Genomic DNA, 16,913 nt, shown 5'->3' on the forward strand with positions numbered 1-16,913 from the left:
CTCAAGCAGCATCGCCGCCATTACGCGATGCTGCTGCATGACAATCGTGCCACTTCTCCCCCTATTGTGGCATCTCAGGTCAAAGCGTATTGCCGCACGTCACACTCCTCTCCCCTGCCACCAACGTTAAGAAATGGCATCGATATACTCCGACTTACCTCGTATCCCTACGATAAACCGGAGAACACAATGCAACAGGCTGAAAAATCGGTCGGCCGCGGCGGTTTTACCCTGCTCATCTGGGTACTGCTTCTGCTCCTCGGCTGCGTGCTGTTTTTCTTTTCGCTCGACCGGCAAATAGTTTCCATCCTCAAAACCACGCTGATGCAGGAGCTGGGGCTCGATAATAGTGATTATTCGGTGCTGATCAGCGCCTTTATGATCCCCTACACTTTCATGTATTTCTTCGTCGGCGGCATCGTCGATCGCTTCGGTAGCCGCTATGTGCTGTGCGCGCTGATGGTACTGATGTCGATTGCCACGCTCATTACCGGTCTATCGCACTCGATGACCGGGCTTATTGTCGGGCGCGTGATGCTGGGGCTGGCGGAGTCCGGGATCGTACCGGCGCTAACGCTGGCGGTCTTTACCTGGTTTCGCGCCGAGCAGCGCGCCTTCGCCTTCCAGCTCACCAATATTATTCAGTCATTAGGGCTGATTCTTGCGCCACCGTTTGTCGCCTGGGTGACGATATCTACCGGTTGGCGCTGGGCGTTCTTTATTCCAGCAATGGCAGGCGTGGTGGTCGGGGTGATGTGGTATCTCTCCAGCCGTAAAACGCCGCCTGCGGCCGACGACACGGCGCAGGTGAGCGCCGTCAGCGTGCCGCTGGTTGAGCGCTACAAGATGGTGCTGACCTCAAAACCTATCTGGGCGCTGCTGATTGCTCGCTTGCTCACTGATCCGTTCTGGTTCTTCTACCAGTACTGGCAGGTGGGTTTTATGCAGGAAAAAATCGGCCTGACGCTGGCGGAAGTCGGCAAGTTGATGTGGCTGCCGCCGCTGGTTGCCGTGTTTGGTGTGCTCGCGGTCTGCTGGGCCTCTGACCGTCTGGTGGCACGCGGTATGGACGCAACTCGCGCCCGCTTAACCATTATCTGGTCCGTCACCTGCCTGGCACCGCTGGTGTTCCTGCTGCCGTCCATCAGCAACGCCTACGCGGCGGTGGCTATCATGACGGTGATTAACTTTATGTGCACCGCCTGGCTCAGTATGGCCACCATCATGATGGGCGGGCTGGCACCGCGCGTAGCTATCGCCACCGCTATCGGCGTGATGAGCGCGCTGGGGGGGGTGACCTCCATTATCTTTAACGGCTTTGTCGGCACCATTATCGACCACTTTGGTTATTCGATGCCGATTTATGCCGGTGCGACCCTGCATCCTATTGGCGCGCTGGTGCTAGCCGCCTTCTTCCTACGCCGTAAAAAATCGTTTGTTTCTCGTCCGGAGACCGTCTGATGACCGATATCGTTGTTGCGCCCGTGGCTCACGCCTGCGCAGATTTCACCGTACTTTACTGTCTGATTAATCACGGCAATCACCAGTTCGCCGCCTGGTATGACGCAGAACACCGTATCACCGTGGGCCAGCGCGAGCTGCCCGACGGCTCATGGCAGACGTTTCAACCAGAGGGGCTCTGGCTGCCAGAGCGTGAACGTTATTCACATATCACTGAGTTTGATTCGCACAATTATCTGACGATGGCTGTAGATAGCGCCGGATACCTGCATCTTTCCGGCAATATGCACGTGGATCCGCTTATTTACTTCAGAAGCCGCGCGCCGCTGGACGTCACCACCCTGGAGTGCGTGCCGTCGATGACCGGCGAACGCGAAGCGCGGGCCACCTATCCGGTGTTCTTCAAAGACGTGCAGGGCCGCCTGCTGTTCCGCTATCGCGACGGTTGCAGCGGTAATGGCGATGACCTGTACAACATTTTCGACGCCGAGCGTCAGCAGTGGTCGCGCCTGCTGGAGACACCGCTGCTCAACGGAGAAGGCGCACGCAACGGCTACGCCCGCCGGCCGCTGCTGGGGCCGGACGGCTACTGGCATATGGTGTGGATGTGGCGCGAAACGCCGCACTGCGAAACCAACAATAACCTCTCGTACGCACGCAGCCGCGACCTTCAGCACTGGGAAAAATCAGACGGCACGCCGCTCACGCTGCCCATTGCCCGCCATCAGGGCGAGATTGTCGACGATGCGGGCATCGGCGGCGGGCTGATTAATATGGTGCAGGAAGTGGGCTTTGATAATCAGGCGCGCCCGGTTCTGATCTATCATCGTTATGATGACCGGGGATTGTCGCAGGCCTACCTGGCTCGCCCGGATGGCACCGGTCGCTGGCAAAAAACGCAGATCAGCCAATGGGAATTCCGCTGGGACTTTAACGGCGGCGGGTCGATTCCGCCAGACGTGACGCTCAGTGCGCCGCGCGCTATCGGCAACGGCAAACTTGAGGTGGAGTGGACCTCTATTTGGGCCGGAAGCGGAGTGTGGATTATTGATGACCGGGAGCTTACGGTGGTGGGCAAACGCCCGCTGATTTCACCGCTGCCTGATGCGCTGCGACAACCGCAGCAGGGTATTGCGCCGCAGGCGGAAGTGCAGTTGATCGCCGCGCAAAACAGCGACTACAGTCCGCAGAATCGCTACTGGCTGCGCTGGGAATCACTGCCTATTTTCCGCGATGTGCCACACGAGGCAAAAACCGGGTCCACGCTGCTGGAAGTCATTGAAGTCAAAAATTAATAAAAGCGCGCCTGCCAGGGCAGCGGCGGGCGCGCACTTTGATCCTATCAGGCATCCGCCAGCAGCTTCGCCTTCTCCTCTTCTTCCTGCTGGGCCTGCTGCGTTTCCAGCATTTTCTTCTCATAGACCTTAAAGAACGGGTAGTAGATAGCCAACGAGATAAAGAAGCAGATAAACACCAGACCGCAGGCAATCAGGTTCCAGTTGGTGGTGATAAGCGCCCCCAGCGGCGCCGGGATGGTAAACGGCGGTTTCACCATCATGCGCGGAATCAATCCACTGATGGTAAAGAGATACACCACCACCGTGTTGACCATCGGCGCCAGGATAAACGGCACTGCCAGTATCGGGTTCATGACGATCGGCGCGCCGAAAATCATCGGTTCATTGATGTTGAACAGGCCGGGAATAAATGACAACTTACCCAGTGATTTCAGATAGATAACTTTAGATCGGATGAACAACACCACCAGTGCTAACGTCGATCCCGTACCGCCCATCTGCGCGTACCACTGGAAGAACTGTTCAGTGAAGATATTCGGCAGGTCGTAAGCGCTGGTCCCGGCCTGGAATAACTCCATATTCTGCACAATCGCCTGATCCCACAGCGGGCGAATCAGCGGCCCCATTACGGCGTGACCGTGAATACCAAAGACCCAGAACAGGTCGATAAAGAACTGCGTGACGATACCGCCGAACAGGTTGGTGCCGGTCATAAAGCCTTTCAACGGCATGATGATGTAGCTGATGATGGCGTTGATATCGATGTTTAAAAAGTGTCGTGGAACCCAGAAAATCAGCACCACCGCCAGCGTCGGAAACAGCGCCGAGAAGGAGCTGGCAACCACCGGCGGCACGCCTGCGGGCATCTTAATTTCGATATTGCGCACTTTAATAAAACGATAGATTTCAATGGCAATCAGCGAGGAGATGATCGCCCCAAACAGCCCCTGTGAACTCAGCGAAGCCACCGGAATATAACGCCCGGAAATCGCATCACCGGCGACGGTAACGCCCTCTTTAATATTGACCGGAACAATCATCAGCAGCGTGGCGAGCATCGCCAGCAGGCCGCTGGTAATGTCGTTGAGCTTATAGCTTTTGCCCAAAAACGAGCCGATGGTGAACGCGGCGTACAGCGACATCAGCCCGACGGTAAAGCGGAAAGGCACATCAAGAATATCGCGCCACGGTGCGATAAAATCCATGTACCCTTTAATCGGGATATTCAGCAGAATAACGAAAAACGAACCGACAATCGTCAGCGGTAGAATAGAGATTAAGCCGTTACGAATAGCCTGCATATGGCGCTGATTGCCAATAGCATTCGCTACCGGCAGCATTTTTTCCGCCAGCCGTTCAAAGTAAGACATGTTACTCCCCCTCGAATCCGTTATTGGCAATCACCGTTGAGAACCATTGCCCGGATTTTTTCAGCGACCGCTGTTGGGTGACTAAATCAAGGCGATAGAATCCGTAGCGATTTTTATAGGCGTTTTGCCACGACCAGCAGTCAATAAACGTCCACATGTGGTAACCCAGACAATGGCTGCCGTCAGCTATTGCCTGATGGAGATAGCCCAAATGTTCTTTCAGGAATTCAATGCGGTAATCGTCCTGCACCTGGCCGTTCACCATAAATTGTTCTTCGTCCTGAATACCGATGCCGTTTTCAGAAACGAACCACGGTAAATTGCCGTAGCGTTCTTTCACCACCATCGCGATGTCATAAAGCGCCGCAGGATAAATCTCAATGCCGCGCGAGGTATTCATTCTGCGTCCCGGCATAATGTATTCTTCAAAGAAGCGCTCCGGCACAAAACCGTGTGGCTCTGCCAGCGGCGTTTCGCGCGCCTTTACCCGACGCGGACGGTAATAGTTAATTCCTAGCAGGTCGATACGCGTATTGGCGATAAGCGCACAGTCTTGTGCTAAATATTCCGGCAACCGATCATGTTCGCGTAGAATCGCCACCAGTTCGTCCGGGTATTTCCCCAATAAAATAGGTTCATTAATGCTGCGGGTATAAAACAGGTCAGCCATGGCGGCGGCCCGTAAATCCTCCGGCGTATCGCTGCGCGGGTAGACGGGAATAACGTCCATAATAATGCCAATCTGCCCGTCGAGACCCAATTCACGCCACGCGGCCACCGCCTTACAGTGCGCCAGCACAATGTGGTGCAACACCTGTGCCGCGCGGCGGAAATCGGTGACATAGGGGTAATGACGAGGGTGTAAATACCCTGCTTCTGCCGGAATTAACGGTTCGTTAAAGGTGAACCAATAGCGGACGCGATCGCCAAACAGCTGGTAGCAAATACGCGCATAGCGGGCAAAGGCATCAATCACTTCACGATTTTCAAAGCCGCCCTTTTCCTGTAGCGCCATCGGCATATCGAAGTGGTAGAGATTAATAAAGGGTTCAATACCATGCGCGAGCAATTCATCAATCACGGCGTTATAAAACGCTACCGCCTGTTGATTGACCTCACCGTCGCCGTCGGGGATCAGCCGCGACCAGGAGAGCGAGGTGCGAAAGGAGTTCAGACCAATATCTTTAGCGCGCTGAATATCTTCCCGATAATGCTGATAAAACGTCGAGGTATCATCCGCCGTGACGCCCTGGAAAAAGCGCTCGTTAAAGTGATGCGAGGCATAATCCCAGATATTATCGCCTTTGCCATCGCCGGGAATTCGGCCTTCAGATTGCGTGGCGCTGGTTGCGGTGCCCCACCAGAAATTATCAGGAAAATGGTATTTCATGGCCCGTCCTTATTGTGCTTTGGCTAATAAAGACAGCGCGTGATCCAGAACTTTATCGCCCTGCATCGAGCCATATTGCATCATATCAATAGCAGCCACCGGCACGCCCTGCGGCTCAGCGGCGGCCGCTAAACGCTGAAGCTGGAATTTCACCTGCGGGCCTAACAAAATAACGTCGGCCTCTTCGATGATCTGATCGAATTCAGAAACCGGGACGGCGGTAATATCCACATCAATATCGCGGCTAGCGGCAGATTGTTTCATTCTTTCTACTAACATACTGGTCGACATGCCCGCTGCGCAGCATAAAAAGATCTTCTTCATCATTTTCCCCTGGCGTTATAAGCGTGATATTCCGCTGAAATGCGGCAAAATATATTCTGCGTAGTATGGTAGAAAGCGACAAGTGAAGGGCGGCACAAAACCGATTTATATCGCTGGTACTTTTATTGTTACAGATGAATAAAATGACAATTTATTTCTTATAAACAGCAAGATGCAAATGTTATTTTTAAATTTATTAGTGTTATTTTTATTCGTTTTTTATGCATTACCTCCCACTCTGGCCGATTAACGGCACTGATTTGGTGAAACGCCAAACTGACGACGAAAAACCCGAGAAAAGTAGCTAACGTCTCCAAAGCCGCAGCGAATCGCAATGTCGTTCACCGAATCGTTGGTAAAACGCAGCTGATAGTGTGACTGCAATAGCCGCACGCGGGCGAGATATTGCTGGGGAGAGACGCCGGTGTAGTCGCTGAAACCACGCTGGAGCGTGCGTCGGGAGAGACCGAATTCGTGGCACAGCGCGTCGAGGTCGAGCGGCTGCTGCCACTGGCCGTTGAGGCGAATCAGCACCTGGCTGATGCGGTCTTCGCTGGAGTGAAAATCCTGGGTTTTATAGCGCCACAGATTCAGAGTGTGCAGCACTTCAAGAAAAATCATCTCTTTATGGCTTTCCGCCAGCAGTTTGTCGCTGAACTCCGCTTCGTTATGGCTGGCGAGACGGTCAAATACCCGCTGCATAATGCCTACGTCCACCTGCCAGACGTTACTCTCATCCTCTTGCGGCAGGAGATAGTCGATCTGCTTGATAAAGTTGAAGTTATCGCGCCCCAGATAAAGCAGATTCACCTGCTGTAACGCTTTCATTTCTTCAAACAGATGGTAGTCCTGGCGATTCAGGTAGCAGAGCGTACCGCTACTCAGCAGATACGGTTTTTCATTGATGACGTGTATCCCGCTGCCGCTGCCCACCAGAAACAGTTCGCAGTATTCATGGGTGTGTTCATGGCTGATATTTTTTTCCGGTTTCCAGAAATGGAATACCACGCTTTCCAGCGGATGGTGAAAGTGCGTTTCCCGGGGCAGCACGAGCGGCATAGAGACTCCAGATGCATCATCACAGTGAAGAGATAGTGATACCAGAATCCGTAGCGGAGACCTTGACCTGTTTGCCATCCGGCAGACCCGTCTGGCAAACAGAAAAAGCTTATGAAGCCTGGCTTAACATCGCCATCAATTCCCGCGGTGAGCGGCGCTGTTTGAGAAGGTCACGCATCGCTTTCATGTATGGCGCGCTGTAGGTGAAAAAGTGGCGATAGCCGTGACAAAGCGCGCTTTTGCCGTTGGCCAGCCGGTGTTTTGGGCAATCGCCGTGACAAAACTGAAGCACTGGACACTGGCGGCAGTCATCTTTCAGACTTTGTTTTTTTTGCTGCCCAAAAGCGATCGCCTCAGGCGTCACGTTCAGCGCCTGTAGCGTCTGTTGATGAATATTGCCGATATAATATTCGGGATACACGTAGTGATCGCACTGGTAGAGATCGCCGTTAGCCTCCAGCGCAAAAGCATGGCCGCAGGTTTCGCTGAATGCACACATCTGCGACGGATAGCCTCTCCAGACGCCAAGCGTCGAGTCAAACAGCTGAACATAAACCCGGCCAATATCTTCACGTACCCAGAGATCGAATACGCCCGTCAAAAAGGCACCCCAGTCCTCAGAGGTGACCGATTCAGCGCTGAGCTTGCCGCTACCATTGCGCTCAACCAGCGGAATAAACTGTAAAAACGGCGTGCCGAGGCCGCGGAGATAACGATACAAGCGCTGCGGTTGCTGGCTATTCAGGCGATTAACCACCACCAGCAGATTAAACTCAACGCCGTGTTTCGTCAGCGTCTCAATTGCCTTTATCACCTTATGGTGCGTCGGTTTGCCGCTGCGATTAACGCGCCAGGCATCGTGAAGGTCCGCCGGGCCATCGAGTGAAATTCCCACCAACCAGCCGTTCTCGCGAAAAAAACGACACCATTCATCGTTGAGCAACAGGCCATTGGTCTGGAAGGCGTTGTGGATCTTTTTGCCATTGGCATACTGCCTTTGTAACGCCAGCGCGCGCTGGAAAAAAGCCAGCCCGCACAACGTAGGTTCTCCGCCCTGCCAGGCAAAACTAACCTCCGGCCCCGGCTGCGCCGCGATGTGCTGGCTGATAAATCGCTCCAGCGTGGTGTCATCCATCATCGGCTGTTCGGGTTTTTCGATATAGAAACAGTAGCGGCAGTTAAGGTTACAGCGAGAGCTGGCCGGTTTGGCCATTACCTGACATCCTGTCATGCTAAATCCCTGATAAAAATAATGAGTTGGCGAATGTGGGTAACAGCAAACAACATTGCGAGGGATAACACCGCGAGAGAGATCATAAATTTGTCACGCACCGCGCCCGGCTGGGAAAAATCGCTGTGCTTAACGTCCATTACATTACGATTGCGGGTGTAGCGCCAGAGGATGATGGCGACAACCGCCAACACGGCTAGCGAAACCCAAAATAGTGCGCCTGCCTGATGCCAATTATGCTTCAACGCTAACGCCATCAGCGCGCCGTAGCCAAGCAAGGTGCGAAACCAGGCCAGTGACGTGCGCTCAGGCTGTAGCCCAGGGTCAGCCTGACGGCGGGCTTTGCGGCTATCCGGCATAAAGCACCAGCAGCATCACCACCACGGCGACAAGAGTAAGGATCAGGCTTATCACCAGCAGGCTGCGGGTATAGGGCAGATCCTCTTTCAGGCGCATCGCTCTTTCATTACGCAGCCAGCGCAGGTAGCCATAGATGGCCAGACCACCGGCAAACAGGCACAGCAGGAGCGCCAGCGCCTCGCGAATCACCGGCGTCGCGAAGTCGGGTGCCAGCTGATCTAACCCCACACCCGCGGCCAGAAATCCCAGCGAGGTGCGAATCCACGCCAGAAACGTGCGCTCATTAGCCAGTGAAAAGCGGTAATCGGGTGCTTCTCCAAGGCGGGAAATTTTCATCTTTACTCCTTGATGGTTCCCGATTGTTCAAAGTATCAACAATTCTACCTGACCACTGGGCTAAAACAATCAATCAGGCTGCACGACCAGGTTAGCTGAAATTTGCGTCATTTTCTCGGTCGTCAGCTTGTAGAACAGTTTTGCCGTAAGCGCACAAAGCAGATAGCAAATCCCTGGCGCAATGGTAAATAGCGCGATAATGGTGTTAAGCGTAGCAGGGGTTTGCGCGCTGGCTCCGGCCTGATATCCCCCTGCGGCCAGCATCCAGCCAATTACCGCGCCGCCGACGGCGAGGCCCATTTTCAACACAAACAGCGTGCCTGCGAAGCTAATTCCCGTCAGGCGCTTACCGCTGACCACTTCACCGTAGTCCACCGTATCAGCCATCATCACCCATTTAATCGGCGTCATAATCTGATGCAGTACGCCAATCACAAAGATCAGGCAGAACATCACCACCATGGTGTCCATTGGCACAAAAAACATCGCAAAGCTCAGTAAAGTCAGGATGAGGTTGCAGTAGATAAATACCGAGACTTTACAGAATCGCCCGCTGAGCGGCTTCGCTATGGCACTGCCCACAATATTGCCCACGCAGTAGGTGGTCAGGAATATTGAAAAGAGTTTAGGTGATTCCATAATCCAGGTGACGTAATACATCATTACGCCGCCGCGAACTGAAGTGCCAACAATAGTAAACACTGTCAGAAACCCAACCACTCGCCATTGATCGTTTCTCCAGATATCCCGTAAATCACCCAGCATTCCTTTAAAACCCACGCTGGTTGGCGGGGCGACAACACGCTCTTTGGTGGTAGAGAAACAGATAAAAAACATCACAACGGCAATCACTGACAGCAGAGTGATGCTGGCTTTAAAGCCAAACGCTTTATCACCACCGCCGAACCAGTCGACCAGGTTCATCATCAGTGCGGTGGATAACATCCCACCCGCAGTCGCCAGAACGAAACGCCAGGACTGCAAAGACATTCGCTGCTGAGGGTCGCTAGTGATAACACCGCCCAGTGCGCAGTATGGGATATTGACGATGGTGTACATCAACGTCAGACAGATATAGGTTATTGTCGCGTAAACCATTTTTCCTGTAAGCGATAAATCCGGTACGGTATAGGTCAGGACGCAACTGATGCCAAAGGGGATTGAGGCCCAGAGCAACCAAGGACGGAATTTTCCCCAGCGAGTTCGTGTGCGGTCTGCAAGTAATCCCATGCAGGGATCGGAAATAGCATCTAATATTCGTGTTACCAGAAACATACTTCCAATGAAAGCCGCTGGCAGGCCCGCTATATCGGTATAAAAGAACATTAAATACAGCATCACATTGTCGAAAACAATATGGCTTGCCGCATCACCCAGACTAAAGCCGATCTTCTCTTTTAGCGTCAACAGCGAATTATTCATAATTTATCCGTTGGTTTGAATCATCTGACGCCATATTAAGATTAGCATTTTATATTTTTGAATTATGTTTTTTGCTTTTCTCTTTATGTTTATTTTTATATGTGATTAGGCTCGCAATTACATCACGAAAGCACACTCCATAAATATATTATATAAAAACACATCAACAATTCACCTCACATATTGAATAGTATCCTCAGATTCATCTAGGCTGCCATTAAAAATTATCTGCATTCACTTAAAAAACAAAGAGGACCATTATGTCTACCGATATTCAGACTAGCGTTATCGTTAATCCGTTCAACCAAAACATGCTCTCCGCAAACGTTAACATTACCGCCGTTCTACCAATGAGATTCAGTTATCACGTTCAAGGAAAAACTCCGGACAGTGCGTTTACCTATGAAAATGATGAATACACATTAAACCCAGTCATTCCCGTCATTGGCCTTTATGCCAACGCAGAAAACACCATCATTATTGAGTGTTTTTTTTCGGATGGCAGCCATGAAACACTCAGCGTTATCGCTGACACCACTGGCCAGGATTATGGTGACACACCACTGACCGTTGACTTCATTATCAATGACGAAGAAATTGCTAGCCAGACGTTATACAACGGCTGGCTGGTAACCTGTTATTACACCGCCTACGATAAAAATGGTGACCTGCGTATGGCATTTGCCGACGCCTGGGATAATAACAATCTGAAGAGTGACGGTAGCGCTATTTATCCCGGCTTCGATATCTTTGCCACCTCAGGTGAAACCTACGCACAAACATTGAAACAAATGAATCTATTAGGTGAGGCCCGCCAAACCTTCCAGGCCCCCGCAGGTAATGGTTTTCATCACGACATTACCTTTGGTCCAGACGGCAACATGTTCTGCCTGATGACCCCACTGGAAAACCAGACCGCTGAGCAACGACAACAGGCCGCTATCTACAAATATGATGTCGCAACCGGCGAAGTACTGTGGTCGCGCAACTACTCCTCACTATTTGATAATCAGGATGTCTGCATTGACGCCCAACCTAATGATATTCATTTTAATTCACTGGCGTTCAGCTCTCAGGTTAATCAACTTATTTTAAACAACCGCTCTACCAGCACTATTTACGGCATCAACTATGAAAATGGCGATATTGAGTGGACTATCGACAACCCCAATTACTCACTGGTTGCCGAATCTGTTAACCTGCAACCCATTAATGCCGATAGCTTTATCTATCCAAACGGTGAACATGCCGTTTATCCAACAACCAACGCGAAATATGCTAACTACATGACAGAAAACCGTCTGGCTATTACGCTGTTTAACAACAAAGCCGCACTTTTTGACGATGGTACTGAGAATGATAAGAAAATGGAGGACCCAATTCCTGATGAATATTATGAGGCACCGTTTGATTCTCAGTGTCTGGTGTATGGTATCGATCTCACGGCCAGGACAGTAGAACTACTGGATGTTTTTGACATTGCCGGTCAGCGTAGCAATATAACCTCAGAGGTTCATGAGGTGGCCGATTATTACAGCATCATGTACGGCGTTGACAGCAACTTTTTTATCATTGATACCAATAATACCGTCGCGGTTGAATGTTACGCTGTTTACCCTGCCCTGACTTATCGTGGACATATTTTTTCCTATGATGAACTACGTCAACTGATCTAAATAATGGCCGAGCGTTAGTGGAATTTCTGACGCTCGGTTATTATGATATTCCACATTCAACTTATGATTATTCCCTTATGTGATCTTTCTCTGATACATCCTACCGCAATAACTATTAGCTTCCCCTCACTTAGATGCATTATCTGCAGGAGAAAGTATGAAAGCAATAATGGTTATGTATGATTCATTGAATAGACATTATCTCAGCCCATATAATTCCAACTGGACCCATACCCCTAATTTTTCTCGTTTGGCTAAAAACAGCATGGTATTTGATAAAAGCTACGTCGGCAGCCTACCCTGCATGCCTGCCAGGCGCGAATTACATACCGGGCGCTATAATTTTCTGCACCGTAGTTGGGGGCCATTAGAACCTTTCGACGACTCCTGTTTTGAAATCATGAAGCATAATGGCATACACAGCCATTTAATCAGCGACCATTATCATTACTGGGAAGATGGTGGCTGTACCTATCATAATCGCTATGCGTCCTGGGAAATCGTTCGCGGTCAGGAAGGTGACCATTGGGAGCCTGATATCAAAACCCAGGAGTTCCCGCCGCATCTGGGCCAGATAATGTCGCAGGATCGTGCCAACAGAGAGAAAATCCTCCAGCAGGATAAATTCCCCATTGAGAAAACGTTCGACCTCGGCCTCGAATTTATTGAGAAATTCCACGAGGAAGATAACTGGTTTCTGCAAATTGAAACCTTCGACCCACATGAGCCATTTTTCCATCGTCGCCAAAAAGAGAAAAAGGCTGGCCCTGAGTTTGACTGGCCGAACTACGCGCAGGTGACGGACGAAGAACGTCCATGGATGGAGAATCTACGCGAAGAGTACAGCGGGTTGCTGGACATGTGCGACGTCGGTATTGGTCGCGTGCTCGACATGATGGACAAATATCACCTCTGGGAAGATACGCTGTTGATTATCAACACCGATCACGGCTATTTGCTTGGCGAACACGATTGGTGGGCCAAAGCTAACGATGCCAATTTTTATGAAGAGGTGTCCCACACCCCGCTGTTTATTTACGATCCGCGCAGCAAAAAAACTGGCAGAAGCCGCCAGCTGGTTCAGACCATTGATTTAGCCCCTACGTTACTGGACTACTTTAATCTGCCCATCCCGCAGGATATGCAGGGTAAAGCACTGAAGGAGACAATTTCCAGCGATACCCCGGTCCGCGAAACGGCGCTGTTTGGCGTTTATGGCGCTCAGGTGAGCTGTACCGACGGCACCTGGGTGTACACCCACGCCCCGATACAAGCCAACCGCCCGCTCAACCACTACACCTTAATGCCGACCCATATGCGTCATCCCTTCACCCCACAGGAGCTACAACAGGTAGAGATGGTAGAGTCCTTTAGCTTTACCAAAGGTTGCCGACTAATGAAAATCGCCGATATTGGTCTTGGTATGGTGCCGCTTGAGCATAACTGGCAAAGCGTGCTGTTTAACGTGACCGACGATCCACGCCAGGCAACACCTCAGCACAATCCGGCGGTTATCGAGCGGTTGAAAAAAGAGATAGTCCGTATGATGGCTGAGAACGACGCGCCGGAAGAACAATATCAACGTCTGGGGCTAGAAAAACCAACCCAAGGATAAGCGGCCTTGAAAGCCATTATGGTAATGTTTGATTCATTATGTCGACGCATGTTGTCGTCTTATGGCGCCACCGATATCCACACACCGGGCGCGATAACTTCTTGCACCGCGCCGGGGCCCTATTGGGCAATTTACGCGCCTGAATCTGTTCTGTTAAAACCGAGCCCGCAGCAAAAAACTGCGGGCTCTACCGCTTAGTGCAGCTCCGGCCAATAGTCCTTATTGGCTTCAATCAAATCATCAAGAATCGCTTTCGCCACGGAAGCGCTCGGCACCGTTTTCGACAGCGTAATCGCCTGCCACAGCTTGTGGTATGAACGATGTTCCCAGGCATCGACGACCAGTTTTTCAACCGCAACCTGCTGACCCATCATCCCTTTCTGGAAGTTTGGAATATCACCCACCGTCAGCGGTTCCGGGCCGTTATGGCCAACGAGGCATGGAATTTCGACCATCGCGTCGGCATCAAAGTTATGGATGGCACCGTTGTTCGGCACAATGAGCAGCATTCTTTCCTGAGTGTTAAAGGCGATCGCGGTAGCAAGATCGACGATGTAAGAAGCATGTTCGTCAATTTCCAGATCTCCCGCCGAGGATTTACCCGCCGCAATAATCGCCCGGCATGCGCTGAACACATTCTTTTCACGATGATCCATCACTTCGTTGGCACGGGTACGTTCCGGATTTGAGTGCGCCACAACATAGTCAGGGAACAGGTAATATTTCAGATAGGTGTTCGGCATGGTGTCCGGATCCAGCGCCTGGACATCTTTCGCTTTGGCGAAGGTATCGTTCCAACTGGCTTCCGTATGCGGGTCGTTTGATGGCGGAACATAGCCGTACTTCGCGACATTTTCGCGTAATTTAGGCATCAAATCGTTCCCTTGAAGGTCTTCAATAGATGTCCACCAGCCAAAGTGATTCAGCCCGTAGTAGCGAACGCGCATCTGCTTACGATCTTTCAGACCAACAATCTGCGCCATCCGTCCTTCAATGCCGATAGGCATGTCGCAAATATTGAGGATTTTGGCATCCGGGCGCAGGCGACGGGTCGCTTCCGCTACAATCGCCGCCGGGTTGGAGTAGTTGAGCATCCAGGCATTCGGCGAGTATTTTTGCATGTAATCCACCAGCTCCAGCACACCGCCAATGGAACGCATGCCGTACGCAATGCCGCCAGGGCCACAGGTTTCCTGACCCAGTACACCGTGGCGCAGTGGGATCTTCTCATCCTTTTCACGCATCGGGTATTTCCCTACGCGAATATGGGCCATCACGAAATCGACGTCGGTAAACGCGGCCTGTGGATCGGTGGTGTAGCTAAATTCAATATCCGGCGCCTGCTCTTTAAGAATCACCTTACAGGCTTCTGCAATCGTCTCCTGACGCGCACCGTCGTTGTCGTAAAATTTCAGCGCTCGCAGTGGAAAACGATCCTGATTTGCCAGCAGCATCAAGACGATACCTGGGGTAAAAGTACTGCCGCCGCCTGCGATAACAACTGAGAATTTTTTCATGATACTGCCTCCGTCATGGTGGTTTGTTCGGTCTGTAGAGAATCTTTCATCAGGGTTTCAAGCTGGTCGCGGACCTGTGGTACATGCAGGCCAACGATGACCTGAATACCGTTTCCGCGGCGCACCACACCGTGCGCGCCCAGCGCTTTGAATACGTCATCACTTTGCGTTTTAGCCATATCGGTTAGCGCAATACGTAATCGGGTCGCACAGTTGTTGATGCTTTCAATATTGGCGGCCCCGCCCAGCGCCTGGAGGATGCCCGCCGCCTGGCCTAATTTCGTGTCACTCGCGCCAGCCGCAGAGGTTTTGCCACGCGCGGCCTGGTAGTCTGCTTTGCTGTAAAGCTTGATTTCACTGTCTTCACGGCCCGGCGTTTTCAGGTTGAAGCGCAGGATCAAGGCCCGGAAGACGACGAAGTAGATGGCGGTGAAGCACACGCCGATACCTATCTGGGTAAACATCACAGACGCATGGTTATGGAACATCGGGATCCAGTTTTGCGGGATAAACTGGTCAAGAAGGCCACCGCCAAAGTTCCCTACCACGCCACACATGTACATCACGGTCGACATGGTGGCCGCCAATACGGCGTGAATGGCGAACAGCAGTGGAGAGATAAACAGGAAGGTGAACTCCAGCGGTTCCGTGATCCCTACCAGCATGGCTGTCAGCGTGGCAGGAATGAGCAGCCCCGCGACCTTGATGCGGTTTTCAGGCGCTGCGGTGAAGTAAAGCGCCAGCGCAATCCCGACGGAACCAAACACTTTTGAGTTACCGTGCAGCGCAAAGCCGCCTTCCGGGAACAGCGTTTTGAGTGATTCTGTGCTTTGGCTGAACTCCTGGAGATGCTGAGCCCAATAAACCTGAATTCCGCCTTCAACCGCCGCCGGGCCAAAAATAAAGGGACCGTAGACAAAGTGATGCAGACCCGTCGGAATAAGAATGCGCTCAAGGAAGGTATATACCCAGACGCCCAAGGCTCCGGCACTGCGTAAAAATGCCTGCAACGATTCAATGCCCATTTGGACTTTTGGCCAGCCTAAAAGCGTTAACCACGCGCAGGGGATCATGGCGAGAAAAGCCACAATAACCACAAACGAAGAACCCTGGAAAATACCGAGGAAAACCGGCAGTGGTTTATCGAAATAGCGGTTATGCAACGCGGTCACAACGCCCGAGATGACAATCGCGCCGATGATGCTGGTATCCAGCGTCTTGATCCCGGCAATCATCGTCAGCCCGCTTCCCGTTACCGGATCAGCGGAGAAGTCGACGCCAAAAAAGTGTCCCCAGGTCATTCCCATCGCATTGATGAAATAGTTCCAGGTCAGGAAGCTAACCAGTACCGCCAGACAGGCTCGCCCTTGTGCCTGTTTAGCCAAGCCAATCGGCAAACCAACGGCAAAAATAAGCGGCATGTTTCTGAATACCGTCCAGCCGCCTTCTTCAATAATGTGAACAATCTGAGCAAATAAGCTATCAGGTGCGGTGAGTGCTTCACCCACAAACATTGGATTACGCAACATGATGGCGATACCCACCACAATCCCCGCGAAGGGAAATAATAAAACCGGGGTAAACATGGCGCCGCCAAAGCGTTGTATTTGACTGAGCATTTAGCAATCCTCATTTAACAACTCGTAGGGTAAGTGGCCTTATTAATGTTGATTTCCGGCCTGCTACGAGAATAGGAATTCGCCCGTCAGACAACATGCGGGGAGCGTGCGATTCGTGATCGCTTTCATGGTTTTATTTCAGGCGATGTTGTCTAATTTTTAGGATAAAAATAGACATGTCATATGACTTAATTCCGTGCCGTTATGCGCATTCTCATTATTCGCCTGTAATTGG

The 16,913-nt window shown here is 51.6% G+C and carries 14 protein-coding genes; 4 read left to right on the plus strand and 10 right to left on the minus strand.

Annotated features, from left to right (window positions below; genetic code table 11):
• Window positions 1-189 precede the first annotated feature (189 nt).
• Together RDN66_RS20655 and RDN66_RS20660 are read left to right on the plus strand one after the other, a co-directional pair.
• Window positions 190-1,461 carry an MFS transporter gene (locus RDN66_RS20655; RefSeq protein ID WP_035895018.1) on the plus strand — a complete coding sequence of 424 codons (1,272 nt, stop codon included), beginning with the start codon at window positions 190-192 and terminating at the stop codon, window positions 1,459-1,461.
• The gene (locus RDN66_RS20660; protein WP_202216914.1) at window positions 1,461-2,756 is read left to right on the plus strand and encodes a BNR repeat-containing protein; all 1,296 of its coding nucleotides are present in this window, start codon (window positions 1,461-1,463) and stop codon (window positions 2,754-2,756) included. Before RDN66_RS20655 ends, RDN66_RS20660 begins: the two co-directional genes overlap by 1 nt.
• A gap of 47 nt (window positions 2,757-2,803) precedes the next feature.
• Here the strand turns inward: RDN66_RS20660 and RDN66_RS20665 are convergent, their stop codons facing one another.
• The 8 genes from RDN66_RS20665 to RDN66_RS20700 form a co-directional block, all read right to left on the minus strand.
• The gene (locus tag RDN66_RS20665) at window positions 2,804-4,129 is read right to left on the minus strand and encodes a PTS sugar transporter subunit IIC (protein WP_035897569.1); all 1,326 of its coding nucleotides are present in this window, start codon (window positions 4,127-4,129) and stop codon (window positions 2,804-2,806) included.
• 1 nt (window position 4,130) lies between these two features.
• Entirely contained in the window at window positions 4,131-5,519 is a 1,389-nt protein-coding gene (locus RDN66_RS20670; protein ID WP_202216913.1) for a glycoside hydrolase family 1 protein, read from the minus strand.
• 9 nt (window positions 5,520-5,528) lie between these two features.
• Window positions 5,529-5,843, minus strand: coding sequence for a PTS sugar transporter subunit IIB (locus tag RDN66_RS20675; RefSeq protein ID WP_035897565.1), 315 nt, complete (start codon window positions 5,841-5,843; stop codon window positions 5,529-5,531).
• A 246-nt stretch (window positions 5,844-6,089) separates the two neighbouring features.
• Window positions 6,090-6,902 (minus strand): helix-turn-helix domain-containing protein, encoded by an 813-nt coding sequence (locus RDN66_RS20680; protein WP_035897563.1) that lies wholly within the window; start codon window positions 6,900-6,902, stop codon window positions 6,090-6,092.
• Between the two features lie 109 nt (window positions 6,903-7,011).
• A complete protein-coding gene (locus RDN66_RS20685; protein ID WP_308538152.1) occupies window positions 7,012-8,115 on the minus strand; it encodes an anaerobic sulfatase maturase in 1,104 nt (367 codons plus the stop codon).
• Between the two features lie 14 nt (window positions 8,116-8,129).
• Window positions 8,130-8,492 (minus strand): DUF202 domain-containing protein, encoded by a 363-nt coding sequence (locus RDN66_RS20690; protein ID WP_035897560.1) that lies wholly within the window; start codon window positions 8,490-8,492, stop codon window positions 8,130-8,132.
• Window positions 8,482-8,829 carry a YidH family protein gene (locus RDN66_RS20695; protein WP_035897558.1) on the minus strand — a complete coding sequence of 116 codons (348 nt, stop codon included), beginning with the start codon at window positions 8,827-8,829 and terminating at the stop codon, window positions 8,482-8,484. Before RDN66_RS20695 ends, RDN66_RS20690 begins: the two co-directional genes overlap by 11 nt.
• Before the next feature lie 69 nt (window positions 8,830-8,898).
• Entirely contained in the window at window positions 8,899-10,251 is a 1,353-nt protein-coding gene (locus RDN66_RS20700; protein WP_308538153.1) for a glycoside-pentoside-hexuronide (GPH):cation symporter, read from the minus strand.
• A gap of 260 nt (window positions 10,252-10,511) precedes the next feature.
• On the opposite strand from RDN66_RS20700, the gene RDN66_RS20705 reads away from it, so the two are divergent.
• Window positions 10,512-11,927, plus strand: coding sequence for an aryl-sulfate sulfotransferase (locus RDN66_RS20705; RefSeq protein WP_202216909.1), 1,416 nt, complete (start codon window positions 10,512-10,514; stop codon window positions 11,925-11,927).
• A 157-nt stretch (window positions 11,928-12,084) separates the two neighbouring features.
• Window positions 12,085-13,542 (plus strand): sulfatase, encoded by a 1,458-nt coding sequence (locus RDN66_RS20710; RefSeq protein WP_035896439.1) that lies wholly within the window; start codon window positions 12,085-12,087, stop codon window positions 13,540-13,542.
• Between the two features lie 194 nt (window positions 13,543-13,736).
• On the opposite strand, the gene RDN66_RS20715 is transcribed toward RDN66_RS20710, so the two are convergent.
• Together RDN66_RS20715 and RDN66_RS20720 are read right to left on the minus strand one after the other, a co-directional pair.
• Window positions 13,737-15,059, minus strand: coding sequence for a 6-phospho-alpha-glucosidase (locus RDN66_RS20715; RefSeq protein WP_308538154.1), 1,323 nt, complete (start codon window positions 15,057-15,059; stop codon window positions 13,737-13,739).
• Window positions 15,056-16,678 carry an alpha-glucoside-specific PTS transporter subunit IIBC gene (locus RDN66_RS20720; RefSeq protein WP_202216908.1) on the minus strand — a complete coding sequence of 541 codons (1,623 nt, stop codon included), beginning with the start codon at window positions 16,676-16,678 and terminating at the stop codon, window positions 15,056-15,058. The genes RDN66_RS20715 and RDN66_RS20720 overlap by 4 nt, the downstream gene beginning before the upstream one ends.
• Window positions 16,679-16,913 lie beyond the last annotated feature (235 nt).

It is taken from the genome of uncultured Kluyvera sp., assembly GCF_902485085.1.
Taxonomy (GTDB): domain Bacteria; phylum Pseudomonadota; class Gammaproteobacteria; order Enterobacterales; family Enterobacteriaceae; genus Kluyvera; species Kluyvera ascorbata.

Bases quoted from the DNA above. Each gene is read 5' to 3' on its own strand.
- RDN66_RS20690 (WP_035897560.1), bottom strand. From the start codon at position 8,492: ATGCCGGATAGCCGCAAAGCCCGCCGTCAGGCTGACCCTGGGCTACAG.
- RDN66_RS20680 (WP_035897563.1), bottom strand. From the start codon at position 6,902: ATGCCGCTCGTGCTGCCCCGGGAAACGCACTTTCACCATCCGCTGGAA.
- RDN66_RS20665 (WP_035897569.1), bottom strand. From the start codon at position 4,129: ATGTCTTACTTTGAACGGCTGGCGGAAAAAATGCTGCCGGTAGCGAAT.
- RDN66_RS20700 (WP_308538153.1), bottom strand. From the start codon at position 10,251: ATGAATAATTCGCTGTTGACGCTAAAAGAGAAGATCGGCTTTAGTCTG.
- RDN66_RS20675 (WP_035897565.1), bottom strand. From the start codon at position 5,843: ATGAAGAAGATCTTTTTATGCTGCGCAGCGGGCATGTCGACCAGTATG.
- RDN66_RS20720 (WP_202216908.1), bottom strand. From the start codon at position 16,678: ATGCTCAGTCAAATACAACGCTTTGGCGGCGCCATGTTTACCCCGGTT.
- RDN66_RS20705 (WP_202216909.1), top strand. From the start codon at position 10,512: ATGTCTACCGATATTCAGACTAGCGTTATCGTTAATCCGTTCAACCAA.
- RDN66_RS20670 (WP_202216913.1), bottom strand. From the start codon at position 5,519: ATGAAATACCATTTTCCTGATAATTTCTGGTGGGGCACCGCAACCAGC.
- RDN66_RS20710 (WP_035896439.1), top strand. From the start codon at position 12,085: ATGAAAGCAATAATGGTTATGTATGATTCATTGAATAGACATTATCTC.
- RDN66_RS20655 (WP_035895018.1), top strand. From the start codon at position 190: ATGCAACAGGCTGAAAAATCGGTCGGCCGCGGCGGTTTTACCCTGCTC.
- RDN66_RS20715 (WP_308538154.1), bottom strand. From the start codon at position 15,059: ATGAAAAAATTCTCAGTTGTTATCGCAGGCGGCGGCAGTACTTTTACC.
- RDN66_RS20660 (WP_202216914.1), top strand. From the start codon at position 1,461: ATGACCGATATCGTTGTTGCGCCCGTGGCTCACGCCTGCGCAGATTTC.
- RDN66_RS20695 (WP_035897558.1), bottom strand. From the start codon at position 8,829: ATGAAAATTTCCCGCCTTGGAGAAGCACCCGATTACCGCTTTTCACTG.
- RDN66_RS20685 (WP_308538152.1), bottom strand. From the start codon at position 8,115: ATGGCCAAACCGGCCAGCTCTCGCTGTAACCTTAACTGCCGCTACTGT.